Annotated in this window: 24 protein-coding genes and 1 pseudogene; 24 read left to right on the top strand and 1 reads right to left on the bottom strand. The window is 63.4% G+C overall.

Going from position 1 to position 25,512, the window contains the following annotated elements:
• Positions 1-222: 222 nt before the first annotated feature.
• From EJ105_RS25905 to EJ105_RS25830, 16 genes are all read left to right on the top strand, one after another.
• Complete coding sequence (locus EJ105_RS25905; RefSeq protein ID WP_250168628.1) at positions 223-1,530, top strand: transporter substrate-binding domain-containing protein; 1,308 nt, start codon at positions 223-225, stop codon at positions 1,528-1,530.
• Positions 1,531-1,643: 113 nt separating this feature from the next.
• Positions 1,644-2,519 (top strand): urea ABC transporter permease subunit UrtB, encoded by an 876-nt coding sequence (gene urtB / locus EJ105_RS25900; RefSeq protein WP_250168627.1) that lies wholly within the window; start codon positions 1,644-1,646, stop codon positions 2,517-2,519.
• A 45-nt stretch (positions 2,520-2,564) separates the two neighbouring features.
• On the top strand, positions 2,565-3,665 hold the full coding sequence (gene urtC / locus EJ105_RS25895; protein ID WP_250168626.1) for an urea ABC transporter permease subunit UrtC: 1,101 nt from the start codon (positions 2,565-2,567) through the stop codon (positions 3,663-3,665).
• 8 nt (positions 3,666-3,673) lie between these two features.
• The gene (locus tag EJ105_RS25890) at positions 3,674-4,420 is read left to right on the top strand and encodes an ABC transporter ATP-binding protein (RefSeq protein ID WP_250168625.1); all 747 of its coding nucleotides are present in this window, start codon (positions 3,674-3,676) and stop codon (positions 4,418-4,420) included.
• Positions 4,417-5,121: an urea ABC transporter ATP-binding subunit UrtE gene (gene urtE / locus EJ105_RS25885; protein WP_250168624.1), complete on the top strand. Its 705-nt coding sequence runs from the start codon at positions 4,417-4,419 to the stop codon at positions 5,119-5,121. Before EJ105_RS25890 ends, urtE begins: the two co-directional genes overlap by 4 nt.
• Positions 5,122-5,302: 181 nt before the next feature.
• Entirely contained in the window at positions 5,303-5,743 is a 441-nt protein-coding gene (locus EJ105_RS25880) for a N,N-dimethylformamidase alpha subunit family protein (protein ID WP_250168642.1), read from the top strand.
• 130 nt (positions 5,744-5,873) lie between these two features.
• On the top strand, positions 5,874-8,270 hold the full coding sequence (locus tag EJ105_RS25875; protein WP_250168623.1) for a LamG domain-containing protein: 2,397 nt from the start codon (positions 5,874-5,876) through the stop codon (positions 8,268-8,270).
• 69 nt (positions 8,271-8,339) lie between these two features.
• A complete protein-coding gene (locus EJ105_RS25870; protein WP_250168622.1) occupies positions 8,340-9,431 on the top strand; it encodes a Rieske (2Fe-2S) protein in 1,092 nt (363 codons plus the stop codon).
• Between the two features lie 4 nt (positions 9,432-9,435).
• Positions 9,436-10,134 (top strand): tetratricopeptide repeat protein, encoded by a 699-nt coding sequence (locus EJ105_RS25865; RefSeq protein ID WP_250168621.1) that lies wholly within the window; start codon positions 9,436-9,438, stop codon positions 10,132-10,134.
• A 5-nt stretch (positions 10,135-10,139) separates the two neighbouring features.
• A complete protein-coding gene (locus EJ105_RS25860) occupies positions 10,140-10,481 on the top strand; it encodes a hypothetical protein (protein ID WP_250168620.1) in 342 nt (113 codons plus the stop codon).
• A complete protein-coding gene (ureE, locus tag EJ105_RS25855; RefSeq protein ID WP_250168619.1) occupies positions 10,468-10,935 on the top strand; it encodes an urease accessory protein UreE in 468 nt (155 codons plus the stop codon). The genes EJ105_RS25860 and ureE overlap by 14 nt, the downstream gene beginning before the upstream one ends.
• Positions 10,929-11,612, top strand: a complete 684-nt coding sequence (locus tag EJ105_RS25850) for an urease accessory protein UreF (protein ID WP_250168618.1) — start codon at positions 10,929-10,931, stop codon at positions 11,610-11,612. The genes ureE and EJ105_RS25850 overlap by 7 nt, the downstream gene beginning before the upstream one ends.
• 28 nt (positions 11,613-11,640) lie before the next feature.
• Complete coding sequence (locus tag EJ105_RS25845) at positions 11,641-12,336, top strand: urease subunit gamma (protein ID WP_250168617.1); 696 nt, start codon at positions 11,641-11,643, stop codon at positions 12,334-12,336.
• Positions 12,337-12,338: 2 nt separating this feature from the next.
• Positions 12,339-14,051, top strand: coding sequence for an urease subunit alpha (ureC, locus tag EJ105_RS25840; RefSeq protein ID WP_250168616.1), 1,713 nt, complete (start codon positions 12,339-12,341; stop codon positions 14,049-14,051).
• Positions 14,052-14,059: 8 nt separating this feature from the next.
• Entirely contained in the window at positions 14,060-14,698 is a 639-nt protein-coding gene (gene ureG, locus EJ105_RS25835) for an urease accessory protein UreG (RefSeq protein ID WP_250168615.1), read from the top strand.
• Positions 14,699-14,727: 29 nt separating this feature from the next.
• Positions 14,728-15,576 carry an urease accessory protein UreD gene (locus EJ105_RS25830; RefSeq protein WP_488657468.1) on the top strand — a complete coding sequence of 283 codons (849 nt, stop codon included), beginning with the start codon at positions 14,728-14,730 and terminating at the stop codon, positions 15,574-15,576.
• Positions 15,577-15,619: 43 nt separating this feature from the next.
• Here EJ105_RS25830 and EJ105_RS25825 read toward each other — a convergent pair.
• Positions 15,620-16,764 (bottom strand): IS3 family transposase gene (locus tag EJ105_RS25825; RefSeq protein ID WP_250168614.1). Its coding sequence is split into 2 segments (ribosomal slippage): positions 15,620-16,500 and positions 16,500-16,764, totalling 1,146 coding nucleotides; the frame shifts between segments, so codons are not numbered across the junction.
• 407 nt (positions 16,765-17,171) lie between these two features.
• Between EJ105_RS25825 and EJ105_RS25820 the strand changes: the two genes are divergently transcribed.
• From EJ105_RS25820 to EJ105_RS25790, 8 genes and pseudogenes are all read left to right on the top strand, one after another.
• Positions 17,172-18,521 carry an MFS transporter gene (locus EJ105_RS25820; protein ID WP_394042911.1) on the top strand — a complete coding sequence of 450 codons (1,350 nt, stop codon included), beginning with the start codon at positions 17,172-17,174 and terminating at the stop codon, positions 18,519-18,521.
• Positions 18,522-18,525: 4 nt separating this feature from the next.
• The gene (locus tag EJ105_RS25815; RefSeq protein ID WP_250168613.1) at positions 18,526-19,320 is read left to right on the top strand and encodes an enoyl-CoA hydratase/isomerase family protein; all 795 of its coding nucleotides are present in this window, start codon (positions 18,526-18,528) and stop codon (positions 19,318-19,320) included.
• Between the two features lie 31 nt (positions 19,321-19,351).
• Entirely contained in the window at positions 19,352-19,999 is a 648-nt protein-coding gene (locus EJ105_RS25810) for a TetR/AcrR family transcriptional regulator (protein WP_250168612.1), read from the top strand.
• Positions 19,986-20,768 (top strand): enoyl-CoA hydratase/isomerase family protein, encoded by a 783-nt coding sequence (locus EJ105_RS25805; RefSeq protein WP_250168611.1) that lies wholly within the window; start codon positions 19,986-19,988, stop codon positions 20,766-20,768. Before EJ105_RS25810 ends, EJ105_RS25805 begins: the two co-directional genes overlap by 14 nt.
• A gap of 14 nt (positions 20,769-20,782) precedes the next feature.
• Positions 20,783-22,282 (top strand): class I adenylate-forming enzyme family protein, encoded by a 1,500-nt coding sequence (locus tag EJ105_RS25800; RefSeq protein ID WP_250168610.1) that lies wholly within the window; start codon positions 20,783-20,785, stop codon positions 22,280-22,282.
• Positions 22,283-22,450: 168 nt separating this feature from the next.
• Positions 22,451-22,729 carry an IS66-like element accessory protein TnpA gene (tnpA, locus tag EJ105_RS28150; RefSeq protein WP_394042909.1) on the top strand — a complete coding sequence of 93 codons (279 nt, stop codon included), beginning with the start codon at positions 22,451-22,453 and terminating at the stop codon, positions 22,727-22,729.
• 583 nt (positions 22,730-23,312) lie between these two features.
• Positions 23,313-24,868 (top strand): annotated as a pseudogene (locus tag EJ105_RS25795) (ISL3 family transposase).
• Positions 24,869-25,346: 478 nt separating this feature from the next.
• The coding region (locus tag EJ105_RS25790; protein WP_347881346.1) for a ribbon-helix-helix domain-containing protein at positions 25,347-25,512 on the top strand (166 nt) is incomplete at its 3' end.

Here is a 25,512-nt window from a genome sequence, read left to right as displayed (position 1 = left end):
TTCGCTTAAGAGAGAGGCAGTTGCCCAGATTGCAACCACCGTCTTGGCACCAGTTCATGCAGAATCTGATCGTCAGAAGAAACTTCGATAACTCCAGCGAAAAGGCATTGACGCCATCGCGAGCCAAACCTATCGTCTAGATATATGGTCTAGCGGCGATTAGGCGCCCGGACAGATAGATGAAATGCCCATTCAGCGCGGGATGTCCGAGGGGTCACAGATATGAAGATCACACGCCGTAACATACTTAAGTCGACCGCCGCCGCTGCCGCAGCTGTTAGTCTGCCCCAACTCTGGATTCCCGAGTCCAGCGAGGCCTGGGGAGCGACCCTGAAGAAGGGCGAGCCGATCAAGGTCGGCCTGTTGTTCTCTCTCACCGGTTCGCTCGCCGTTCCTGAGGAGGACTCCGCGCTCGTCATGCAGTACGCTATCGACGAGATCAACAAGGCGGGCGGCGTGGCCGGCCTGCCGATCGAGCCGGTGATCGTCGACGCGAAATCGGACTTCGCCGTCTATTCGGAAAAGGCCAAGGAACTCATCCTGCGCGACAAGGTCATCGCGCTGTTCGGCTGCTACACCTCGGCGAGCCGAAAGGCGATCTTGCCGACGGTGATGCAGCGCGATCATCTTCTGTACTATCCAACCTGCTATGAAGGGGCCGAGTGCACGCAGAACACGATCTGCACCGGGCCGCTCGCGAATCAGCATTCGCAGGACCTCATCCCCTTCATGGTGCAGCAGTTCGGCAAGCGCGTGTTCTTCGTCGGCTCGAACTATGTGTGGCCGAAGGAATCGAACAAGAACGCTAAGGTGTGGCTCGAGAAGGCTGGCGGCGAGTTGCTCGGCGAGGAATACATCCCGCTCAGCAGCTCCGAGTTCGGGCCGCTCCTCAACAAGATCCGCGACGCCAACCCCGACTTCATCTTCTCGACGGTCGTCGGCGCGTCCGACATCGCCTTCCACAAGCAGTTCAAGCAGGAGGGCTTCAAGGTCGACAAGATGCCGATCGCCTCCCTGACCACCGGCGAGATCGAGACGCGGGCCATGGGAGCGGAATTCGGCGCCGGCCATTTCCTGTCCGCGCCGTATTTCCAGTCGCTCGACACCCCGACCAACCAGAAGTTCGTCGAGAGCTTCCTAAAGAGCAAGTACGGCAAAAACGGCACCACCCACTACAACATGGAGGAGACATACACGTCGGCCTACGTGTTCAAGGCCGGCTTCGAGAAGGCCGCCGCCGCCGTGGGCTTCGAGAACGTCACCCCGCGCATCATTCGTGACCATTCCGGTGGCATCCGAGTCGAGGACGACGTCTCGCCAGAAGGCCTGATCTGGATCGACGAAAACAACTTCAACACCTGGCTAAAGCCGAAGATCGGCCAGTGCCAGGCCGATGGTACCTTCAAGATCGTGAAGGCCGCCGAGAAGCACGTCGCTCCTGATCCGTACTCAATCTACCCGGACGTCGGCTTGTGCACCAAGGACGGCCTGAAGGCGCCGGACGGCAAGATCCGCAAGAGCGTCATCTGAAATGAACAGGCCCTGCAGCGTCGCGCGCCGTGGCGCCCCTGCCGGCGTTTCATGACTGGGTGCGCCACCTCTGCGGCGCGGATGGCCCGCAAGGGCGCAACGGATACGGTTCAATGGATCTCGGTTCGCTTCTGAACGCACTCATTCTCGGCGTGAGCATCGCCAGCATCTGGTTGATCGCCGCGCTCGGCCTGACGATCATTTACGGTACGGCCGGTGTCATAAACATGGCGCATGGCGAACTGATCATGCTTGGTGCCTACAGTTCCTACATGCTGCAGTTCTACCTGGGACTGCCCTACCTGCTGTGCCTGCCAGCCTCTTTTGTCGTCGTCGCCCTGGTGGGGCTGGCGCTGGAGCGTGGCCTGATCCGCTATCTCTACAGTCGCCCGCTGGACACGCTGCTGGCGACCTATGGCGTCTCGCTGGTGCTGATGCAGGGCGTTCGGCTGATCTTCGGCAGTGACCCGAAATATCTCGCGGTGCCGGAAATTTTCCAGAGCAACGTGATGCTGGGCTCGGTGTCGGTTTCCGCGTTCCGCATCGTCGTCCTGCTGGTCACTGTGCTGCTGGTCCTCGCGCTGTGGCTGCTGTTCTACAAGACGCGCTTCGGCGTGCAGGTGCGCGCGGTCATGCAGAACAAGGAAATGGCTGCGGCGTTCGGCATCAATTCCGGCCGCATCTACATGCTGACCTTCGCCCTGGGCGCCGGGCTGGCCGGCGTTGCCGGGGCCCTCTTCGGAGTGCTGGCGATCGTGCTGCCGACGATGGGCGCAAGCTACGTCGTGCAGGCCTTCCTCATGGTGGTCGTGGGCGGCGGCTCGCTGGCGGGAAGCGTGGTGGCGAGCGGCGTGACCGGCGAAATGCAGTCGGTCTTCGCCTTCTTCACCAACGACACCCTCGCCCGCTTCATCATTTTCGTGCTGATCGTCGCCTTCCTGCGCTTCCGTCCACAGGGCCTGTTTGCGCAGTCGGGGGCTCGGCGATGACCGCCACCGTCGTCCGCAACACCGCGCCAGCACGGGTCTGAGATCATGGGCAACCTCTATCACAACAAGATCGCGCAGTGGGTCGTGTATGTCGCGTTCTTCGCGGCGCTCGCGATCATCCCGAACATGGTGGGCGACAGCTTCCTGCTGAACCAGTTCGCCACCTACTGCGTCTACGGCATGCTGGCCCTCTCGATCAGCCTCTGCTGGGGCTTCGGGGGCATCCTCAACCTCGGCCAGGGCATCGCCTTCGGCCTCGGCGCCTACGGCATGGCAATGACCATGCAGATGCAGAGTCAGACCGAATCCAATCCGATTCCGCCGTTCATGCTCAACAACAGCCTCGATTACCTGCCGCTGCTCTGGCAACCCTTCCAAAGCACGCTGCTCGGGCTCATCCTGGCGGTGACCGTGCCGACACTGTTCTGCGCCGCATTTGGCGGCATCATGTTCCGCGCGCGCGTGTCCGGACCGTTCTTCGCCATCATGACGCTCGCCATGCTTTCGGCGTTCTACACCATCATTCTCGACCGGCAGGCCTATACCGGTGGCGTCAATGGCCTGACGCCGCCCTCCGCCTTCCAGTTTGCCGGCGTGGAGGTCGACCCTTACAGCCCCACCGCCTACTGGGTCGTGTTGTTCTTTCTGACAGGGGCGACGTTCCTGGCCAAGCTCATCACCCAGAGTTCGTTCGGCCTCGTCACGCAGGCGATCCGCGACGACAGCGAGCGCGTGCGCTTCCTCGGCTATAGCGTCGCCGGCTACGAGACGGTGATCTACACGATCTCCGGCCTCATCGCCGCGGTCGCGGGCTGTTGCTGGGTGATGCTGGTGCAGTATGTCTCGCCGGCCCAGATGGATGTCGGCTTCAGCCTCTCGATCGTCATCTGGGCAGCCATCGGCGGCCGCCACTCGCTGCTCGGCTCGATCCTCGGTGCCTTAATCATCCAGGGGGCCCAGAGCTATCTCGGTGACACCTTCCTCGCGACCTGGCTACTGATCCTGGGTGGCTTCTTCATCGTCGTGGTCCGGTTCCTGCCGAACGGCCTCGCCAGCCTTCTTGAGGTGGCACTCGGCCTACTTGCGCGCCCGGATCCGACCTCCTCGCCTGCGCCGGACGGCGGCAGGCCACTGCCAGCCGAGTGAACGACGCCATGTCTGGTCTTCTCGAAATCCAACGCCTCTCGAAGAGTTTCGACACGACCAAAGTCATCAACGACTTCAGCATGGAAGTCGTCGAGGGCACGGTGTGCTGCCTAGTCGGCCCGAACGGTGCCGGAAAAACGACGACGATGGATCTCATCACGGGCCGGATCAAGCCGACTTCCGGAAAGATAATATTTGCGAATGAAGATATTACCGCCAAACACGAACACCTGATCGCGCGGGCCGGCATCGGCCGCAAGTTTCAGGTGCCGGCCGTGCTCCGCGACATGAGCGTGCGACAGAACCTCGAGGTCGCCTACAGCCGCCAGACCAATCCGTTCCGCAATCTGTTGAAGTTTCACAAGCCGGGGCTGACCGCCAAGCTCGACGAGGTCGCAACCCTTGCTGGCCTGACGGGTCGGCTGAAGGAGCGCGCCGGCATCCTCTCCCATGGTGAGACACAGTGGCTCGAGATCGGCATGGTCCTCATGCAGGAGCCTCGGCTGCTGCTGATGGACGAGCCGATCGCCGGCATGACCGAGAGTGAGATCGAGAAGACGGCGCGAATCTTCAAGGATTTGCGCAAGTCAGCAACGTTGCTGGTGGTCGAGCATGACATGGGCTTCGTCCGCGAGATCGCCGACGTCGTTGTCGTGATGCACATGGGATCGCTGCTCGCCCAGGGTTCGATCCAGGAGATCGAGGCGGACCTGCGGGTGCGGGACGTCTATCTCGGCGAGCAGGAGGTGGCATGAGCGCATTGCTAAGCTTCAACAACGTTACGTCCTATTACGGTGCGACCCGCATCCTGAAAGACTTCTCCTTCAGGATCGAGAAGGGCCGGTGTCTGTGTGTGCTCGGGCGCAACGGCGTGGGCAAGACCACACTCATGCGCACCATCATGGGGCTGACGGATCGCTCGGTAGGCGCAATCCGCATCAACGATACAGAACTGCGCGGCAAGCCGACGCATGTGCGGGCCACTTACGGCCTTGGCTACGTGCCTCAGGGGCGCGGCATCCTGTCGAACTTCACGGTTCGCGAGAACATTCTGCTCGGGACCTTTGCGCGCCCCGACAAGTCTGGCGACATCCCGGAAATCTGCCTGCGGATATTCCCCTATCTCAAGGACAACCTCGATCGTCGCGCCGGGCTACTGTCCGGCGGGCAGAAGCAGCAACTCGCCATTGCCCGCGCGCTGGCGGTGGATCCGCAGATCCTACTGCTCGACGAGCCGACCGAAGGCATCCAGCCGAACATCGTCCACGAGATCGGCGAGATCCTGAAGATGCTGAACCGCGAGCTCGGCATTAGCCTGATCGTGACCGAGCAGCACATCAAGGTGGCCCGCAAGCTCGGCGACGCGTTCCTCATGGTTGACAATGGACGCGTCGTCGCCGAGGGGCCGATGACAGAGATGACCGACACCTTGGTCGAGCGGCACATGACTATCTAGATTTAACAACTAAATATCTAGGCGTCGCTTCAAATGTTATTGACGAAACATCTAGATTGAGTCAAATTCTAAACTAAGGGCTTGTCGACCTAACGCGTCGAATTCAAGGGTCCTGCGTCAGCCGTCATGACGATCTGTGATGTTCGGCGGCGTTTCTTCGATCAAGACGGAGAAATTGGCGATGATTCCGATTCCGAAGAAGGGTACGCCCGCGCGGGAGGCCATGATTAAGCAGCACAGGGAGTGCGTCGACTCCATGAAGGGAGTGGCAGGCTTCTCGGTGCTGAAATGCGAGACTCCTGGCGACACCACGGTCGTCACGGGTGGTGTGCACGAAAACCCGGACCTTCGCCGCGTGCTGCTGCGCATGCGCGGAGAATCGCCGAAGGGCAAGCTTGTCGTCATCTGCACCAAGGTTGATGCCGAATGGCGTATCGGCCGCCTTTCTGGCATTCGCGGCGTTCCGCCGAAGTTCGTCGACGACCAAGTTTACGCGGACGAGCAAGAGATTCAGCACGCCATCTTCCTGATGCGGCTGGACGAACTTCCCGAGACAGCAGGAATGCCCGAGAATTTCCACGAAGGGTGGAAACATAGGGATGATAACTGGCCGGTGACTTAACACACTGATCTCGCGCAAACCGGCATCAGACCTCTCAACTCGGCTTCAATATTGGTTCTGTACGCATGGCCATCGGCCATGAACGGTGGCGGCATGCCCAAATGCCCGCCTCATCCTTGGAGACTTCACCATGTGTGCCATGCGGCTGACCGGTTACGCCGACAAGTTCGGCGTCCATCCGGGCGACACGATCAAGTTCTATGTTAATTGCGACGGCCCCGCGGAGTTCAAAGCCGAAATCGTCCAGATGATCAATGGCGACACCAACCCGCGTGGCCCAGGCTTCATCGAGAAGCCGGTCGCCGCGGACGCCAACGGTACTTACAAGGGACGCAAGCAGATCATCCATGGCGGCTCCTACGGCTATGTCGAGGACGCACCGCAGTTTCACGTAGACAGCTTCACGCTGCAGTGCCACATCTGGCCGACCACGCCGAAGACCCATCCACGCTACTGGAAGCACGGTGCGCAGGGGCTTGTCACCAAGTGGATGGACGGCAAGGGCTATGGCCTGTTCATCAATGAGGACGGTTTCCTCGAATTCCGTATCAACGAGCACAAGATCACCACGGGCGTGCCGGTCCGTGATCACGCCTGGCACTTCGTTGCCGCCAGCTTCGACGCGGCGACCGGCGAAGCTGTCCTCTATCACGAGCCGCTGATCGTCTATGCGCTCGATCCGGTCATCGAGCCGGTGAAGGCGACCATCGACACGAAGGTCGTCCATACCGCGGCTCCGGTCGCTCTGGCGGCCTATGTCGAGACCATCAACGACGACCCGCTGGGCAAGTCCTCCCTCCCCGCCGGCGTCTGGTTCACCGGTAAGTACAACGGCAAGATCGACAGCCCGCGTATCGTCAAGAAGGCGCTGACCCGCTTCGAGATCGAGCAGATGAAGGGCGGCGCGCAGCCGGGTCTCACCGAGCGCCGCAACTCCGGCCCGACGGGTGAACTCTCTGCCCTCATCGTTGCCGCGTGGGATTTCTGGGATGGCATCAGCACCATCGTCGCCAAGGACAACGGCCCATACCGTTTCGACGCGACGTTGGTTAATTGCCCGACGCGCGCGCTGACCGGTTACAACTGGGTAGGCGAGAATTTTGACTGGAAATACGCCAAGAAGGAATATGGCGCGATCCATTTCCACGACGACGACGTCGATAATGCCCGTTGGGAGGCGGATGTTGAGTGGAGCGTGCCGGAACAGATCAAGAGTCGCTTCTACGCAATGAAGTTGACGACTCGGGACGGCGATGAGGACTATATCCCGTTCTGGATCGTCCCGAAAATCGGCAAGGAGCAGTCGAAGATCGCCGTCATGGTGCCGACGATCAGCTACATGGCCTACGCCAACGAGCACGTTGCCTGCAACGCTGGCGGCGCGGAGCTGTTCGTGTACCGCGTGCCCATCATGCAGCACCAGAACATGTTCCTGGCGGAACACCGCGAATATGGCGGCTCGATCTACGACACCCACACCGACGGCTCGGGCATCTGCCTGTCGTCGCGGCTCCGCCCGATCCTGTCGATTCGGCCGAAGTACGATCACTTCCTTGCTCAGGCGCCGTGGCAGTATCCCGCCGATCTTCACCTGATCTACTGGCTGGAGACCATGGGCTATGAGTATGACGTGATCACCGACGAAGACGTTACCTATGACGGTCTCGCGAGGCTCGAGAACTACAACGTCATCATCACGGGCTCGCATCCCGAGCACAATTCGGGCACCCAGCTCGACGCCCTGCACAACTACACGCAGCGTGGCGGCCGCCTGATGTATATGGGCGCCGACGCTTGGTATTGGGTGCATTCGTACCATCCGGCCTACGACGATCTCGGGCGCGGCGTCGTCACCGAGATGCGGCGCTGCGAATCCGGCATCCGCACCTGGCGCGCCGAACCGGGCGAGTACTACCACCAAGGCACGGGCGAACTGGGCGGCATGTGGCGCTTCCGCGGCAGGTCGCTCTACTCGGTCGCCGGTGTCGGCATGACCAATGAAGGCTTCGACATCTCGACTTATTACAGCCGGACTCCGGACAGTCTCGACCCGCGTGTGGCCTGGGCCTTCGAGGGTATCTCCTATGACGAGCCGATCGGCAATTTCGGCCTCGTCGGCGGGGGCTGTGCCGGCCTCGAACTCGACATTGTCGACGTCACGCTCGGTTCTCCGCCCCACACGCTGGCAGTAGCAACATCGGCCGGCCGTCACACCGAAGCCTACCTTCTGGTCATGGAGGATTTCGGCTTCAACCAGCAGGGCCTCGACGGCACTGTTCATCCTCGCGTGCGCGGTGACATCGCCTTCCACGAGACGCCGAATGGCGGTGCGTGCTTCGCCTTCTCGTCGATCGCCTTCTGCGGCTCGCTGCCGTGGAACGAGTGCAGGAACAACGTGTCCACTCTGGTGAAGAACGTGCTCGACCGGTTCTCGGCGGATGGCCCGCTGCCGCCGGTTCCGGTGGAGGCCATCAAGCATCGTGGCCGCGCGGATTACGAGTCGCCCGCGCTTGGCGTCACCACCTGAGTCTGTCGAACGGAACAACCGGCATCCGCGCGCCGCGCGGATGCCGGTCCTTCCCGCCAGGAGCCGGACATGACCCACAGACGCGATCTCGGTTACTGGGATGAGGGCAGCAACCTCGTGGACGCCTCGTTTTATGCTGACGCGCTCGGCCAGGCTCCGCGCGTGCTTCCGCCCCTCGCTTTTCGCTCGCGGCGGTTCAGCCAACTTGAGGATGAGGCGATCTGGACGCGCGACTGGGTCTGCATCGGCTCCCATGAGGCCATTCCCAAAAAGGGCGACCTTCTTCCTTTCACGGTTGGCACGCACGGCATCCATGTCCAGCGCGCGGATGGCGGCATCGTCGCGCGTTTCAACAAGGCACAGCACGGCGGTTGCCGAACGGTACCGCTCCAGTGCCAGACCGGCGCGAAGACCAAATGCTCCTTCACCTCCTGCGGCTACAGTCGTGACCGCGGAGCCATCCCCGCCGGCGAACTCGGCGACGGCACGCCGCAGATGCACCAATATCTGGGCCTGCGTCCGGAACGTCTGCTGACTGCCAATGTCCGCAGCTGGGGCCCGCTGATCTTTGTAAATTTGGATCTCGCCCCCGCATGGCCCGACGGGGAACTCGCAGCCCTGAACCAGACGGGCCGGTTCTTCGGCGCTCACAAGCCCCGCCGCTCTGACGAGATCTGGCTCGAATACGCAGCGAACTGGAAGCTCATGGGCCAGTCGCTGACCGCCGGCGTGCCGGTGAACACCGAACGCGATCTGTGGATGTCCGCCACGACCAACTTGTCCGACGGTACGGTCGCGCGCACCGCTTGGTTGTTCCCGAACCTCGTGCTGATCGGCACGCAAGACAGCACTGTCGTCCTGATCTTGCAGCCAACCTCAATGGGCCAGACCCAGTGCCGGTTGTCGACCTATGGCGCCGACCCATGCGGTGCGCTGCCGTTCTGGCGCGAGGAAATCCGGCGGCGTGCCGAGCGCGCGGAAGCGGTGCATGCGGACCTCGCACGCTGGGGAACCCAGCACCGCCCGGCGACGATCGGCGTCGCACTGCCGACGCAGAGCGATGGGCCGGGCGCCTGGATGCAGGTGGCCCTCGCCGCCCACCTCGCTCGCATGCCTCGCGATGCCTTCCCGCAACCACTTTACCAGAACCCGAGGAGCTGAGCCCATGCTGTCTGCGGATCTCACCACCAAGCACGACGCGGAGCTGGGGGGCGCCATCGCCGCCTACATGTGCGGCGACTACGACGAGGCGTTCCGTCTGTTTTCACTCCGGGCCGGCGAAGGCGATCTGGAGGCAACGACGTGGCTGGGCGCGATGTACGCCAATGGCCAAGGCGTTGAAGCCTCACTGATGCGCGCCTTCGCGCTCTATCTCGAAGGCGCGCAGGCTGACATCCTGCTCGCGCAGACCAATGTCGGAGCCATGCTCGCAATGGGACACGGCACGCCCCGCGACATTCCCGCCGGCGTCGCCTGGCTGGAAAAGGCGGCACAGCGCGGTGACGTCTTCGCTCAATACAATCTGGCGACGCTGCTCTCGAAGGGCGAGGGAGGGCGCTCCGACCATGAAGCCGCCGCGCGCTGGTATCGCTCCGCGGCCGAGCGCGGGCACTATCCGTCGCAGGCGCGGCTGGGCTTCATGTATGTGAACGGCCTCGGCGTGCCAAAGGATCGCGTAGAGGCATTCACCTGGCTGTCGCTTGCCGCCCAGCACGGCATCGGGGCCGCGCTGACCGCGCTTGAAGCGATCGTGGCGCAAATGTCGTCGGACGAGAAGCAGGCGGGAAGCACCTCGGTCGCGCGTTGGCGGGGGCGCACCGCCGAAGTTTCCCGCCATGCGCGTCTCAACCCGCTTCCCGGGTGACGCAGATGGTGTTCAGTCCGCAACAAGTCAAATTCGAGTTCCTGAGCTACATCAAGGAATTCGGTGGGCGGCCCGCCGATTGGTGCGTCGGGTGCGCCGACGATCCCGCGCGCGCCTTGTTCGTGCGGCACGCGGTCGATACCGAGCGGGACATCTGGCTGTGGAAGCCGACGCTGTCGCCGGCCGCGGCACGCATCGTGTTTCGTTACCTGACGGAGCAACTCCACGTACCTGCGGTGGCGGAGGAGACCGGTCGCTGCATTTTCCTGTTCCGGCGCGGCCCGGTTGAGAGGCCAATCCGCACGCCGGCGAGGACCGGCAAGGAGGTCGATCATGCTGCAGATTGATCGCATTGTCGGGAGCCGGCTGGACGAAGGGTACTCTGAGCGGCTGCATGATTTGGAGCATCATGGGGCGGTGGAGTGGCTGATGCTTGCGGCGGCCGAGCTGGCGCGGCGGCGGTTTCGAGCGGTGACCAGCGGCGGCACCGAGATCGCGGTGGCGCTGCCGCGGGACGAAACGCTGTTCGACGGCGCCGTGCTGCTGTTCGAACAGCATCGGGCGATCGTGGTGCGGGTCGATGCGGAGCGGTGGTTGCGGCTCGGGGTGCGGGACATGGCAGTCGCGCTGGAGCTCGGCTATCACGTCGGCAATCTGCACTGGCGGGTACGGTTCGAGGCAACGGCGATCTGCGTCGCGCTGGAAGGCCCCGCTGAAGCCTATCTCGCACGGCTGGCGGCGCTTGGCCTCGATGACCGGATCGAGGTGGCTGCGCCCGAAGCCGGGAGCGCGCCATGCTAACGCTACTAGCAACGCTCTGGCAGTCGGATTCGGCCTTCCCGAACGGCGCGTTCGCTTTCTCGAACGGCATTGAGGGGCTGGCGGAGCTGGGCGAGCGCCTCGACCGCGACCGTTTGGCGGCTGTGCTGGCCACGACCCTGACCCATCGCTGGGCCCGCATGGATGCCATTGCCGTTCTCCTTGCCTTCGCCGCCGTCGACGACCTCGCCGGGCTGGTCGGAATCGACAGCCGGCTGGAGGCGGCGACACTGCCCGCGCCGCAGCGCAGCGGCTCCCGTCGCAACGGACTGGCCTTTCTCACTTCGCATGCGCGGATCGGCACCACGGGTGCCAGCGCGCTGAAGGTGGAGGTCGACGCACGGCGGCTGCACGGACACCTGCCGGTGATGCAGGGCGCACTGTGGCACCGTTGCGGGCTGGACGAGACCTCGGCGCTTGCCGCCTCCGCCTATGGTGCCGCGTCTACCATGGTGAGCGCGGCGGTGCGACTCGGCCTCGTCGGCGCGGTGGACGCGCAGCGGGCGCTTGCCGCGACGCTGCCGGTAATCGCCGGACTGATCGAGGAGATCGGCGCAAGGTCACCCGTCTCTGCAGACGATTTCGCCAGCATGAGCCCGCTTCTCGACATTGCCACCATGCGCCACGCCACGTCCGAGGTTCGCCTGTTCTCGAACTGACGAAGCTCCCACCCGCAGGAAAGAAGCCATGCTGCTCACGCCGACGGAACTCGAACGGCTGACCATCTTCACCGCCGCCGAGCTGGCACGCAAGCGCCGGGCGCGCGGGCTGAAACTCAACTATCCAGAGGCGGTGGCGCTGATCACCGACGAGATACTGGAGGGTGCGCGCGACGGGCGTACGGTGGCGCAGATGATGGGGGCGGGCTCCTTGATCCTTACGACCGACGACGTCATGCCCGGAGTCGCCGCGCTGCTGGATGTCCTTCAGGTCGAGGGCGTGTTTCCCGACGGCACCAAGCTGGTGACGATCCATGAGCCGATCCGACCGCGCGAAGGTGCCGCGCCCGACAGGCTGGAGCCGGGCGAGTTGCTGCCGCTGGAGGGCGAAATTGAACTAAATACCGGCCGCGCGCGGTTGGAGATCACCGCAGTCAACACCGGCGACCGGGCCATCCAGATCGGCTCGCATTACCATTTCTTCGAGGTCAACAAGGCGCTCGACTTCGACCGTGCCAAAGCGTTCGGCATGCGGCTCGACATCCCCGCCGGCACTGCCGTGCGCTTCGAGCCGGGGCAGGGCAAGACGCTGACGTTGGTGGCAGTAGGCGGTACCCGCGAGATTGACGGCTTCAACAGTCTGAGCGGGGGACCGACGGACGGCGAGGAGGCACGCGCGCAGGCGCTGCAGCGCGCCCGCGCCGCCGGTTTCAAGGGAGCCTGACTATGGTGATGATGCAGCGCCGCGACTATGCCCGCATGTACGGTCCGACCGCAGGCGACGGTGTGCGTCTGGCCGACACCTCGCTTATCGCCGTGATCGAAAAGGACTACACGGTCTATGGCGACGAGTGCCTGCATGGCGGCGGCAAGACGCTGCGCGACGGCGCCGGTCTTGCCGCCGGCGTCACTTCCACGCAGGGTGCACTCGACATGCTGTTGTGCAACGTCGTGGTAATCGATGCCATGCTGGGCATCGTCAAGGGCGACCTCGGCATCAAGGACGGCAGGATCGTCGGGATCGGTAAGGCCGGCAACCAGGCTGTGATGGACGGTGTCGATCCACGTCTCGTCGTCTCGCAGGCGACCACGGTGCGCGACTGCGAGGGGCTGATCGCCACCGCCGGCGCGATCGACGTGCATGTGCATTTCGACAGCGCCGGCCTCGTCGAGCACGCCATTGCCAGCGGCATCACTACCATGATCGGCGGTTCGCTGGGCCCCATTACCGTCGGCATCGATTCCGGCGGCCCGTTCAACGCCGGCAAAATGCTTCAGGCGTCCGAGCAATGGCCAATGAACTTCGGCTTCCTTGGGCGCGGCAACAGCCACAAACCGGCCTCGCTGGTCGAGCAGATGGAGACCGGCTGCCTCGGCCTGAAACTACACGAGGATTGGGGCTCGGTGCCCGCCGCTATCGACACTTGCCTTGGGGTCGCCGACGAGCTCGACTTCCAGGTGCAGATCCACACCGATACATTGAACGAGAGCGGGTTCCTGGAGGACACACTGGCCGCGGTCGGTGGACGCACCATCCACATGTACCACACCGAGGGCGCCGGCGGCGGCCACGCGCCGGACATTATCCGCGTCACCGGCCTTGAGAACTGCCTGCCCTCCTCGACCAACCCGACCAACCCCTACACGGTCAACACTTTCGACGAACATCTCGACATGACGATGGTGTGCCACCACCTCAACCCGGCCATCCCAGAGGACGTAGCTTTCGCCGAGAGCCGCATCCGACCGCAGACCATCGCCGCCGAAGACGTGCTGCATGACCTCGGCGCCATCTCGATGCTCGGCTCGGACAGCCAGGGTATGGGGCGCATCCATGAAGTGATCTGCCGCACGTGGCAGCTGGCCTCCAAGATGAAGGAGCAACGCGGGCCGCTCCCGGAGGATGTCGACGGCATGGGCGACAATGCTCGCATCAAGCGCTACATAGCCAAATACACCATCAACGCCGCGCTCACCTTCGGCATCGCCGGGCACATCGGCTCGCTAGAGGACGGCAAGATGGCAGACATCGTCATCTGGCGGCCCGGCTTTTTCGGCATCAAGCCGGAGTTGGTAGTCAAGGGCGGCTTCATCGCCTGGGGGGCGATGGGCGACAGCGCCGCCTCGCTGATGACCTGTCAGCCCCTGCTGGTGCGCCCGCAATGGGGGGCGTTCGGCCGCGCCGCCTCGCAGCTCTCCGCCTGCTTTGTGCATCCGCTCGCCATCAAGCGGGGACTGGGCGGCGAGCTCGGCCTGTCGAAGCCGCTGCTTCCCGCGGTCGGTACACGCACGCTGCGCAAGAAGGACCTGCGGCTGAACACGGCCTGTCCCGATATCCGCGTCGATCCCCAGACCTTCGACGTCTTCGTCGATGGCGTGCTGGCGACCTGCGAGCCCTCGGCGACGCTGCCTCTGGCGCAGCGTTATGTGTTGCGATGAACGGGCCGATGGCGATGCCCCTCGACGAGACATTTCCCCGCAGCATCGCCGCCCGCGTGGGCATTGGCGGGCCGGTCGGCTCTGGTAAGACCGCGCTGATCGAGGCGCTGATTCCCGTGCTTCAAGCGCGCGGCGTCGACTTGGCCGTGGTAACAAACGACCTCGTCACCCGCGAGGATGCCGAGCGGCTGCGCCGTTCAGGCCTGATCGACCCTCTGCGCGTTTTGGCGGTGGAGGCAGGCGCCTGCCCGCACACTGTGATCCGCGAGGACCCGACGCTCAACATGGCGGCCGGCGACGATCTGGAACTGCGCTTCCCCGGCCTCGAGCTCATATTGTTCGAATCCGGCGGCGACAATCTCGCCTCCACCTTCTCGCTGGACCTGGTCGACTGGTGGATCTTTGTCATCGACGTCGCGGGCGGCGACGACATTCCGCGCAAGAAGGGACCGGGCGTGCTGCGCTGCGACCTGCTGGTGATCAACAAGCAGGATCTTGCCCCGCATGTCGGGGTGAACCTCGTGCAGATGGAAGCCGACGCGCTGAAGGTGCGGTCGAACCGTCCGGTTGTAATCACCGATTCGCGTCGAAGCGCCGGCATCGACGCCGTCGCCGATCGGATCGTCAGGGCGGTTCTGTTTCGATGAACGTCGCGCCGAGGGACCCCACCTTCCGCGTGGCCGTGCCGGACCGGCTTTCGCCCACATCAGGCCGCCAAGTGACAGCGGGCCTCGCTTTCGTGCGCGGAGGCGGACGAACTGTGTTGGCTCGTCAACACGTGCCTTATCCCTTCCACATCACACGGTCCTTCGCACTCGACCCGCGGCTGCCGGAACTCGCCACATTGTATCTCCAGTCCGCCTCCGGCGGGCTCTACCGAGGTGACCGCTTGCGGCTCGACATAGAGGCCGGCCGTGGCGCCCACGTCCATCTTACCAGCCAGGCCGCAACCGTTGTCCATCGCACCCCCGATGCTCCCGCGCTCCTCACCACCACGGTCACCGTCCGCGAACACGCCTTCCTCGCCCTCACCAACGACCCCTTCATTCTTTTTCCTGAGGCGAGCTTCGTTTCGTCAATGGACGTGACGGTGGCCGTCGGCGCTCGCGTCATCGTTTCCGACGGCTTCGCCACACACGACCCAGAAGCACGTGGCTGCCCGTTCGACCGGCTTGAGACATGTGTGCGCATTCTTGACGCTGATGGACGCCTGATAGCGACGGAGCGAAGCAACTTGAGCGGCCGTGGGTTCGCAGGGGTCAGTTCGCCTCTGGGGACCTATCGCGCCATGGGCAGTATATTAGTGCTCGGCCCACGCCTCGGCGAGATCGACCCGCATGCTCTTACGGCCGAGGTGGAGCCACTCGGTTGCTGCGCCGGCATGAGCGAATTGCCGAATGGCGGCGGATTGATAATCCGCTGCCTCACCATGACCGGCGGTAATTTGGCCCGGGCCATGGATCACCTCTTCGCCGCCGCCTTCATCGCCCTGATGGGCGAAAGACCGGCGAGGAGACCAAAGTAAGCGTTATCATTGACCTGCCCGGATTGAGTGGTCCAGCTTGACCCTAATGCATTGTCGGCCTTTGTGCCGGGTTTGATGTTGGCGGTGGCGACACGATGGCGGCCGGCGCCGGTGGTTTGTAGCCGAGCGAGGAATGAGGCCGCTCAGTATTGTAATGCTGCCGCCAACTCTCGATGACGATCCTGGCCTCGGCAAGGCTGTAGAAGATCTCGCCATCGAGGAGTTCGTCGCGGAGCTTGGAATTGAAGCTCTCGCAATAGCCATTCTCCCACGGCGAGCCCGGCTCGATGAAGGCCGTCCTGGCCCCGACAGCGGCGATCCAGTCCCGGACGGCGGTGGCGATGAACTCCGGGCCATTGTCTGAACGAACATGCCCGGGCACGCCCCGCAGCACGAACAGGTCCGTCAGGACGTCGATGACGGCGGTCGAGTTGAGCTTCCGGTCGATGCGGATGGCCAAGCACTCCCGGGTATATTCGTCGATGACGTTCAACATGCGGAACTTTCGGCCATTGTGAGTGCGATCCTCGACGAAGTCGTAGGACCAGACGTGGTTGGGATATTCCGGCCGCAGCCGCACGCAGGACCCGTCATTGAGCCAGAGCCGGCCTTTCTTCGGCTGCTTGTGCGGCACCTTGAGCCCCTCCCGCCGCCAGATCCGCTCCACCCGCTTGACGTTCACCGCCCACCCGGCAGCGTGCAGCAAGGCCGTGATCCGGCGATAGCCATAGCGTCCGTACCGGGTGGCGAGTTCGACGATGTCCGCGGTCAGGGCCGCCTCGTCGGCACGGCCAACCGGCATCTTGCGTTGGGTTGATCGATGTTGCCCCAGAACCCGGCACGCCAGCCGTTCCGACACGCCGAGCTTGCTCACGACGTGTTCGACGCAGCGACGGCGCCGGGCGGGGCTCGGAAGTTTCCCGCCGCAGCTTCCTTCAGGATCAGCTTCTCAAGCGTCAGATCCGAGACCGCCTTGCGCAGCCGCTCGTTCTCCTTTTCGAGTTCCTTCAGCCGCTTGACCTGGTCACTCTTCAGCCCGCCAAACTCCTTGCGCCAGCGGTAATACGTGAACGCCGTCACCCCGATCGCCCGGATCGCTTCGGCAACGGGGCGCCCCTGCGACACCAGAACGTCGACCTGCCGAAGCTTCCCGACGATCTCTTCCGGCTTGTGCTTCTTCTGCGCCATTGCGCCATCCTCCAAAGGCCCGAAAGCCTACTTCACGGAGGACCACTTTTCAGGCGGCAGGCCAGTGCGAGCGGCGCAAGCCTTCCTCTTCGCTTCTGGGTCAGAGCTTCCCTCACCGGAACCGCGACGGCGCGCTTCGGCCACGACAGTCCCTATCCATGGTCGGAGCCCAGGGCTTAATGCATTCCGCACTCAACGAGATTGACAAAAATACTGATTGGTATCAAAAAGTCCTGGTCGGTTTTTTGGACCAGCCAGGACACGCCAAACACGCTGGCCGGCCACCGGCAGGGGTAAATCCGCAAGAAAAAAGAGGGGCTCCGCGCCGACGTCCAGGTACCGCATGGGCGATGCGATGCGCAGCCAATGCGGTACGCACGAAAACAAAAATACAAGGGGGGAACGTAGTGCCGATCAATCAGCTGAATGCTGCGCCGTCACAGCCATACTCAAAATTAAGCGGGGATCCGCTTTACAAGAAAATTACGTGGCGATTCGTGCCATTGCTTTTTTTGTGTTACGCGGTCGCCTATCTGGATCGCGTGAACATCGGCTTTGCTAAGCTGCAGATGCTCACGGACCTGGGATTTTCGGATGCCGTCTACGCCTTTGGTGCGAGCATCTTTTTCGTGGGCTATGTGGCCTTCGAGATCCCCAGCAACATCGTGCTGCACAAGATCGGAGCCCGGATCTGGATCTCCCGGATCATGATCACCTGGGGCATCGTCTCCGCCGCCATCGCTTTCGTCGACCCCATCGCCGCCTGGACCGGGCTCGGCAAGGAACTGACCTTCTACATCCTGCGCTTCCTGCTGGGCGTGAGCGAGGCGGGCTTCTTTGCCGGCATCGTCCTCTATATCAGCTATTGGTTCCCGGCGGAGCGCCAGGCCAAGGTGATGGCCGGCTTCATCGTCGCCATCCCCATCAGCCTGATCGTGGGCGGCCCCATCTCGGGCGCGCTGATGGACCACTTCCACGATGTGCACGGCCTTGCCGGCTGGCAGTGGATGCTGGTGCTGGAAGGCCTTCCGGCGGTGATCCTGGGCATCGTTGTCTTCATGTATCTGGACAGTTCCGTTGCCGACGCAAAGTGGCTTACGGACGGTGAAAAGAAGACGATTGCCAACAATCTGCAGATCGACGACCGTCACAAGCGCCATAATTTCTCGGCAGTCATCGGTGACTACCGGGTCTGGGTGATGGCCGGCATCATGATCTGCTACAGCACTGGCATCTATGGCCTGTCCTTCTGGCTCCCCACCATCATCAAGAATGCCGGAGTGAAGAGTGCGTTCGACATCGGGCTGCTCTCCGCCATTCCGTGGCTGGTCTCCGCCGTCGCCATGATCCTGAACGCGGCCCATTCTCGGAAGATGAACGAGCGGCGCTGGCACGCGGCCATTCCCTCTTTCATCGCGGGCATCAGCTTCATCCTGGCGGCGCTCACCGCCAACAACTTGCCGGTGGCCCTGTTCTTCCTGTCGGTGTCGGCGGGCGGCGTCATGGCTCATGCTCCGGTCTTCTGGACCTTCCCGGCCTCCGTGCTCTCCGGCACAGCCGCCGCCGCCGGCATCGCCCTGATTACATCCATCGGCTCCACGTCCGGCTTTGTGGGCTCCTATGCCGCGAGTCTCGCCAAGGATCTCACCGGGGACATCAATAACGGCACCTATGTGCTGGCTGCCCTGATGCTGCTCGGCGGCGTGCTGGTGCTGGTGATCCCCAAGCAGACCCTGTCTTCCCGCCTTGAGAAGTGACGCCATGCCTTACAAGACCATAGAACTGAGCGTGGCGGGTCCCGTCACCACCTTGCGGATGAACCGGCCCGACGTCATGAACGCCATGGACGCCGCGCTGCTGGAAGACATGCTGCAGGCGACCGAGGCTACCGTCGCGGCCCCGGACTGCCGCATCATCGTGGTGACCGGCGCGGGCCGGGCCTTCTGCTCCGGTGGGGACATCTCCACCGGCCTGGAGACGGTGAACGGGGAGGGCACTTTGGACCAGCAGGCCGCGCGCCTGCGGCGCTTCATGCGCATCAGCGAGTTGCTCCACACGACGGACAAGGTCACGGTTGCGGCCATCAATGGAGCGTGCGCCGGCGCCGGCCTCTCGGTGGCCTGTGCTTGCGATTTCCGGCTGGCGGCGGACAACGCCAAGTTCGCCACCGCCTTTCAGAATGTGGGCGTCTCTGGGGATTTCGGCATTTCCTGGCTGCTGCCCCGCATCGTGGGTCCCGCCCGGGCGCGCCAGCTTATGCTCGATCCGAAGACACTTAACGCTGAGCAGGCGCGGGCGATCGGCCTAGTGGGGGAGGTACATCCAGCAAGCGAACTTGCCGACGCGGTCGAGGCGCTGGTGGGACGCCTTCTGTCCCGCACGACGCTTTCCCTCGGCTATGGCAAGCTCAATCTCGCGGAGACGTTCGACCTGAGCTTTGCCGACCATATGGACAGGGAGGCCCGCCGCCACGCCGAATGTTGCCGAAGCACGGAAGCCAAGTGCGCCGCGAGCGCCTTTTTCGAGCGCCGGGCGCCCAAACCCGCCGGCGCTTGAGAACTACCCGCCCCAAAAGGACGAACGTGCCATGGCCGATGACAGCAACCCGGTCGCAGGGCAGGCCCAGCGATCCCTCAAGGACGAAATAGAGGAACTGAAGCGCGCCCGCGTGCTGGAGGCGGCGACCAAGCTCTTCTTGTCGCACGGCTATGTGGGCACCTCGCTCGACGCCGTCGCGCAGCTGGCTGGCGTACACAAGCCCGTCATCTACAACCATTTCGGCAACAAGGCGGACCTCCTTGCCACCGTTGCCCGAAGGGGCCTGTGCGGCGCCTTCGAATGTGCCACCGCCCTGAAGGCCAGGAGCGGTACGCCCACGCAGCGCATGCAAGCCTTTCTCCGGGACTTTGCCCGCTCGGTGATCCAGAACCGCGCGTCGCTGGCCATCTATTTTCGGGAGGAGATGCAATTGCCCGAGGACTCGGTGGAGTCCCAGTCCCTCCTGCGCGCCGAGTTCGATGCCATCGTGACCGAAGTGATCCAGGAAGGCGTGCGCACCGGCGAATTCTCGGTCAAGGACACGAGCCTTGCCACGCTGGGCATCGGCGGTCTGATGACCTGGATGTTCCTCTGGTACAAGCCCACCGGCCGCCTGTCGGAGGACGAGGTGGTGGACTGCATGGCGGATCTTGGACTCCAGATGATCCTGAGGACGCGCGCCGATGCCGCTCAGTGACTTCGAGACCTTGCAGCTGAAGCGCGCGGGCTCCATCGCCCAGGTGCAGCTGAACCGCCCCGAGCGCTACAACGCGCTCAATCGCCAGATGCTGCGCGATCTAGACGCGGTCTGCGCCATTCTGGAGCGCGCGCAGGACGTGCGGGCCGTGGTCATCTCCGGCAACGGCAAGTCCTTCGCCGCGGGGGCGGACATCACCGAATTGCAAAAGATGACGGTGGATGAAATCGACCGGCAATGGGCTGGCGGCTGCGCCGTCTATGAGCGCATCCAGGCGCTTCCCCAGGCGGTGATCGCCGCTATCCATGGCTATGCCTTGGGGGGCGGGCTGCTGATCGCACTGTCGGCCGACGTGCTGATCGCCGCGCGCGACGCGAAGCTGGGCTTCCCGGAAATCAAGCTGGGCTTCTTTCCGGGCAATGCCGGAACGGTGCTTATCGAGCATCTGGCCGGGCCCGTGGTGGCTCGGGCCATGTGCATCACCGGCGACCCGATGGATGCGGAGCGCTGCCTGACGCTCGGCCTCCTTCATGCGCTCTACGCGCCCGAGGCCTTGCAGGACGAAGCCTATGCCTTGGCGGTGCGCCTGGCGTCCTATCGCCCGGCGGCCATCACCCTCACCAAGCAAGTGCTGAGCGGATGCGTCCGCGAGAATTACGACGCATCCAAGAGGCACGAGCGAGACCTCTATCGCATGCTGTTCGAGAGCCCCGACGGCAAGGCGGGCATCGATGCCTTTCTCGCCCGGCGCACGGCCAAAACCCAATAAGAATCGGACGTCCCATGAACATGGTCATGGACTGGATCGCCCACCATGCGATCAACCGGCCCGACAGGCTGGCGGCGGTGGATTGCTTCTCCCAGCGCCGCTATACCTATGCTGACTTCCACCGGCGCGTGGATCGGGCAGCCTCCCTCCTGCACGCCCATGGGGCGCGGCCGGGCGACCGGGTGGCGACCCTCTGCTATAATTCCACGGACCTTTTCGAGCTTCAGTTTGCTTGCCAGCGCATCGGTGCCATCTATGTGCCGCTGAACTGGCGGCTGACTCCCGTGGAACTGCAGCGGCTAGTGGCCGATTGCGCGCCGGCCGTGATCCTCGCGCATGTGGAGTTCGAGAAGAACCTCGCCGCCGTAGACCAAGCGGGCGCCCCACTCCTCACCCTGAGCGATGGCGGCGCGAGCGCCTATGAGGACTGGCGCGCGGAGGGGCCGCCTGCCGAACGCGCGCTGCTCGACAGCGACGATACCTGGGCGATCGTCTATACGTCAGGCTCCTCCGGCGTGCCCAAGGGAGCACGCATCACGTATGGCATGACCTTGCACAATTGTGTGCACGCGGGCATGCACTTCGATTTCGACAGCACCTCGAACACCCTCACCTTCCTCCCGATGTTCCACATTAGCGGCCTGAATGCCTATGGGAACGTGGCATTCCACTGGGGCGGCACGGTCCATGTCATGCGCACTTTCGATGCGCGGCAGGCGCTGGCGCTCCTACGCGATCCCCAACTGGGCATCTCCCACGTCCTCGGCGTGCCCACCAACTACCTTATGATGTCGGAGCAGCCGGGCTTCGAGGATATAAAATTGCCCCATGTGAAAGTGTGTGCCGTGGGCGGGGCGCCCTGCTCACAGACGCTGCTGGAGACTTACGAACGCAGGGGCATTGTGCTTCGGAATGTCTGGGGCATGACCGAGACCACCACTGCGGCGACTGCCCTCTCCAAGACGGGGAGCCTGTCGCGGCTGGGCTCATGCGGGCGGCCGCTGCTCCATGTGGAGCTGCGCCTCACCAACGCCGGCAGGGTCGTGACCGAGGCGGGCGTCCATGGCGAGATCGAGGTGCGCGGGCCAACCATCACGCCCGGCTATTGGGGTGCGATGCCGCGCGGGGCTTGCCAGTGGTTCGGCACTGGCGACGTCGCTCATTACGATTCCGATGGCTATCTTTATTTGGTGGGGCGCGCGAAGGACTTTTACATCTCGGGTGGAGAGAACGTCTATTGCGCCGAGGTCGAGCAGGCCCTTTGCAGCCACGATGCCATCTCCCAGGCTGCGGTGGTCGCGGTGCCGCACCCTAAGTGGGGCGAGGTGGGTCGAGCCTATGTGGTGTTCAAGAATGGCCGATCGCTGACCCCGCAGGAGGTGATGGAGCACTGCCGCTCGCGCCTTGCTAGGTACAAGCTGCCGCAGGAGGTCTCCGCTCTTCCGGAAATGCCGCTGCTTGCGAGCGGCAAGATCGACAAAGTGCGTCTCAAGGGCGCTTCGAGCCTGACGTGATCCGTCGGCGCCTCCCCGAACGTAAGCGTCGTCCTTGGGGCACCTTCATAGGTCTGGTGTGAGAGCGCAGTCTGACGATCCCGATTGGAAGATCGTCTTGTGTCTGGGCTTGACCATAGACTTGAGCCGGAGGGTGAGGTCCGGCGCTTCGAGGTGATCAACGGCGCGATGGGGCGCCGGCGTTGGACGGCGGACGACCGGGCTCGGATCCTGGAAGAGACGCTCGCTCCCGGCGCCGTGGTGTCCGCGGTTGCCCGCCGCCACGGACTGACGCCGCAGCAGTTGTTCACGTGGCGCCGTGAGGCACGCAAGGCAAGCGAGACGATCCCAGCGTTTGTGCCAGCTGTGGTCACGCAGGAGATTGCTCCGGCATCGGAGCCTTCGCCCACACGCTCGCGGCCATTGGCTTGCGGGCCGGCGGAGGTGGTGCTTTCGATATTGGGCTGAGGCCGCGCCCTATTGGCACGACGGCGTCGTCCGCAGGAGAGGTCACGGCCGTCCTGCCGAGCTTCCCAATCGAGTGCGGAAGGAGAAGCGAGAATCTGTTTGCGCCTGCACGCCCAGTGTCATCCAGGAGAAGCCGACAGCCCGCGAGCGCGCACGCTGGTTCTAGTGATGACCCGACATCACGAAGATGCTTCCCCGCGACTGGACGGACGGCCGATTATCGTGCGTTTTCTTGGATTTAGGTGGCGCGCCGGACAGAATGAAACTGCGAACGCTTTTGTAATTGATATTATTATATAAATATGCGCGTCTTGCTCAGACACGACGTATGAACGCCTTCCTCCCCCTGCGCGCGGCGTGAACAAACGCATGGCCGCGGACATCATCGGAGCCTCCTTGCCTCAGATTTAGGGAAGAAGGCGTCCAATCTTCGCGCGACACATGCGCTCGTCGGACGCGGCCGCAATATCGGCAAGGTAGTCCTGCCGGATTTCTGTCAATCGGCACGGAAACCTGGGTCTGACTCACTTTTGATGGAGTTTGGGATTCGGCTGGCGTTGATTTTCTGATTGGAAACAACGCCATGCAGCCCTCTCTCCGACCTTCGACCCTGGTGCCGCTCGGATTCGTCGTGGACGATGTCAGCAGCGACAGCGCGGGCACGCTGATTATGGTTCGCGCGGTTGGCAAGGCGAGTTCGTGCCCGGGATGCGGGAGAACCTCGGAGCGGATCCACAGTCGCTATCATCGGCATCTGGCGGATCTGCCGATGGCGGGCAAACCGGTTCGGCTCGTCGTCCGGGCGCGGCGTTTCCACTGCGACACGGTGCTCTGCGGCCGGCGCATCTTTGCGGAGCGCTTCGACGCCAAGGTTTTGGCGCATGGGCACGGCGGACTGCCCGGCTCGACCACATCGTCCACCACCTGGGGCTGGCGCTCGGCGGACGGCCAGCGGGGAGCTTTGCCCGCAGGCTGATGCTGCCGGTCAGCAACGACACCCTGCTGCGGGTGGTGCGGCGACGCGGCCACCGGCCTTTCGTCCCGCCAACGTTCATTGGGATCGACGACTGGGCGTGGCGGCGCAACCAACGCTATGGCACGATCATCTGTGACCTTGAGCGCCGCAGGACCATCGCTCTGTTGCCCGACCGGGAGCCCGCGACAGCGCAGGCGTGGCTGACCTGCCAGCCCCAAATCACCACCGTCGCTCGTGATCGCGGCGGCGGATATGCCACGGCTACGGCCAAGGCGCTGCCGACGGCCACGCAGGTGGCTGACCGCTGGCACCTGATGGAGAACGCCAGCCGTGCCTTTCTCGACGCGGTGCGCAAATCCATGCGTCAGGTCCGGGCCGCGATCGGCGCCGCGACCATCAACCCTGATCTGCTTACGGCCGCCGAGCGGCTGCAATACGAGGGATATCTTCGTCGGGAAGACGCAAACGGGACCATCCTCCGCTTGGCGAAGGACGGGATCGCGATCAAGGAGATCGTGCGCCGCACCGGGCATAGTCGTGGCCTTGTCCGCAGGACCCTGCGCGGCGAACGCACGGACGTGTTCCGCTCCCGGGAAAGTTCGCTGGAACTGTACCTTCCGTGGCTCGAGGACAGGTGGGCCGCCGGCGAACGCAACGGCGCGGAGCTGTGGCGGCGCCTCAAGCGCCAGGGCTTCCGGGGTTGTCTTCGGGTCGTCACCGAGTGGGTGTCACGCCGTCGGCGCGCCGAACGGATGGACAGTGATGCACTCACTCGAACCCCTTCGGCGCGCACCATCGCGCGCCTCATGACCATTGGCCGGGACCGCGTGTCCAAATTCGAGAGCGTCACGATCGCTGCGATCGAAGCCGGCGTGCCGCTCCTCGTCGAGGCGCGAGAGATCATCGCCGCGTTCCAGGCCATGATCCGCAAGAAAATTGTCGCAGAGCTCGAGCCATGGCTTGAGCGGGCCAGATCCAGCCCTATCGCGTCATTTGCCAATGGCGTCGTCAAAGATCGGGCCGCGGTGGTTGCCGCCATCTCCTCGCACTTGTCCAACGGCCAAACCGAGGGGCAAATCACAAAGCTCAAACTCATCAAGTTCCAGATTTCTGGAAGAGGAAAGCTCGATCTCCTTCAGGCCCGTCTCGTCGGCGCGCCTTAGATTTTCGTCACCAAAACTGCGTCAGACCCAGGCTTCCACGCCGATTGACACATCGAGCCGGTGGTGAACAATGACGATCTCTTGCGACCTCTACTATTACTGGCTGCCCAGCGCTGTGGAATGCCGGATGTATACAGAGACGATTTAGGCATATGGCACCATTCAAACAGTCTGCACGACGCAAAACGGCAATACTGGATAGTAATTATAGATCTGCATACGCTCACGCCATTCGAACGCTTGCGGATGCGGGGTTGGTGACGATCACATCGGACGACGGCATGAGATCAGTAGAGGCCAAGGTAACTGAGGTAGGCCTTTCGATTGAAAAAAGCTGGCTTCGAGCTCGCGTTGAGTAGGCCAGGCCCCCGGATTAGGATCATGCGCGCCCCTGCCGACAGTCTCCTTGCGTCCAGGCACATCGCGCTCGCGCTGAGTGGGATTTTATCCTACCATGAGGGTGATATGAGGTTCGACCATGCCCAATGCCGAGAAAGTCAGCGTCACCATGACGCCCGACATGATGCGCGCACTCCGCGAAAGCGTGGAATCTGGTGAATTCGCGACTACCAGCGAGGCCATGCGGGATGCTGTTCGCGTGTGGCAGCGGCAACGCCTCGAATTCGCCGAGCGCCTCGAGGCCC

The organism is Xanthobacter aminoxidans, assembly GCF_023571765.1.
Taxonomy (GTDB): Bacteria; Pseudomonadota; Alphaproteobacteria; order Rhizobiales; family Xanthobacteraceae; genus Xanthobacter; species Xanthobacter aminoxidans.
The sequence above is the reverse complement of the archived record's forward strand: the minus strand, read 5'-3'. Positions and strand labels throughout refer to the sequence as shown.

Bases quoted from the DNA above. Each gene is read 5' to 3' on its own strand.
- EJ105_RS25890 (WP_250168625.1), top strand. From the start codon at position 3,674: ATGTCTGGTCTTCTCGAAATCCAACGCCTCTCGAAGAGTTTCGACACG.
- EJ105_RS25905 (WP_250168628.1), top strand. From the start codon at position 223: ATGAAGATCACACGCCGTAACATACTTAAGTCGACCGCCGCCGCTGCC.
- EJ105_RS25845 (WP_250168617.1), top strand. From the start codon at position 11,641: ATGCTGCTCACGCCGACGGAACTCGAACGGCTGACCATCTTCACCGCC.
- EJ105_RS25860 (WP_250168620.1), top strand. From the start codon at position 10,140: ATGGTGTTCAGTCCGCAACAAGTCAAATTCGAGTTCCTGAGCTACATC.
- ureG (WP_250168615.1), top strand. From the start codon at position 14,060: ATGGCGATGCCCCTCGACGAGACATTTCCCCGCAGCATCGCCGCCCGC.
- EJ105_RS25800 (WP_250168610.1), top strand. From the start codon at position 20,783: ATGAACATGGTCATGGACTGGATCGCCCACCATGCGATCAACCGGCCC.
- EJ105_RS25865 (WP_250168621.1), top strand. From the start codon at position 9,436: ATGCTGTCTGCGGATCTCACCACCAAGCACGACGCGGAGCTGGGGGGC.
- urtC (WP_250168626.1), top strand. From the start codon at position 2,565: ATGGGCAACCTCTATCACAACAAGATCGCGCAGTGGGTCGTGTATGTC.
- urtB (WP_250168627.1), top strand. From the start codon at position 1,644: ATGGATCTCGGTTCGCTTCTGAACGCACTCATTCTCGGCGTGAGCATC.
- EJ105_RS25815 (WP_250168613.1), top strand. From the start codon at position 18,526: ATGCCTTACAAGACCATAGAACTGAGCGTGGCGGGTCCCGTCACCACC.
- EJ105_RS25880 (WP_250168642.1), top strand. From the start codon at position 5,303: ATGATTCCGATTCCGAAGAAGGGTACGCCCGCGCGGGAGGCCATGATT.
- EJ105_RS25850 (WP_250168618.1), top strand. From the start codon at position 10,929: ATGCTAACGCTACTAGCAACGCTCTGGCAGTCGGATTCGGCCTTCCCG.
- EJ105_RS25805 (WP_250168611.1), top strand. From the start codon at position 19,986: ATGCCGCTCAGTGACTTCGAGACCTTGCAGCTGAAGCGCGCGGGCTCC.
- ureE (WP_250168619.1), top strand. From the start codon at position 10,468: ATGCTGCAGATTGATCGCATTGTCGGGAGCCGGCTGGACGAAGGGTAC.
- EJ105_RS25870 (WP_250168622.1), top strand. From the start codon at position 8,340: ATGACCCACAGACGCGATCTCGGTTACTGGGATGAGGGCAGCAACCTC.
- ureC (WP_250168616.1), top strand. From the start codon at position 12,339: ATGGTGATGATGCAGCGCCGCGACTATGCCCGCATGTACGGTCCGACC.
- EJ105_RS25810 (WP_250168612.1), top strand. From the start codon at position 19,352: ATGGCCGATGACAGCAACCCGGTCGCAGGGCAGGCCCAGCGATCCCTC.
- EJ105_RS25875 (WP_250168623.1), top strand. From the start codon at position 5,874: ATGTGTGCCATGCGGCTGACCGGTTACGCCGACAAGTTCGGCGTCCAT.
- urtE (WP_250168624.1), top strand. From the start codon at position 4,417: ATGAGCGCATTGCTAAGCTTCAACAACGTTACGTCCTATTACGGTGCG.
- tnpA (WP_394042909.1), top strand. From the start codon at position 22,451: ATGGGGCGCCGGCGTTGGACGGCGGACGACCGGGCTCGGATCCTGGAA.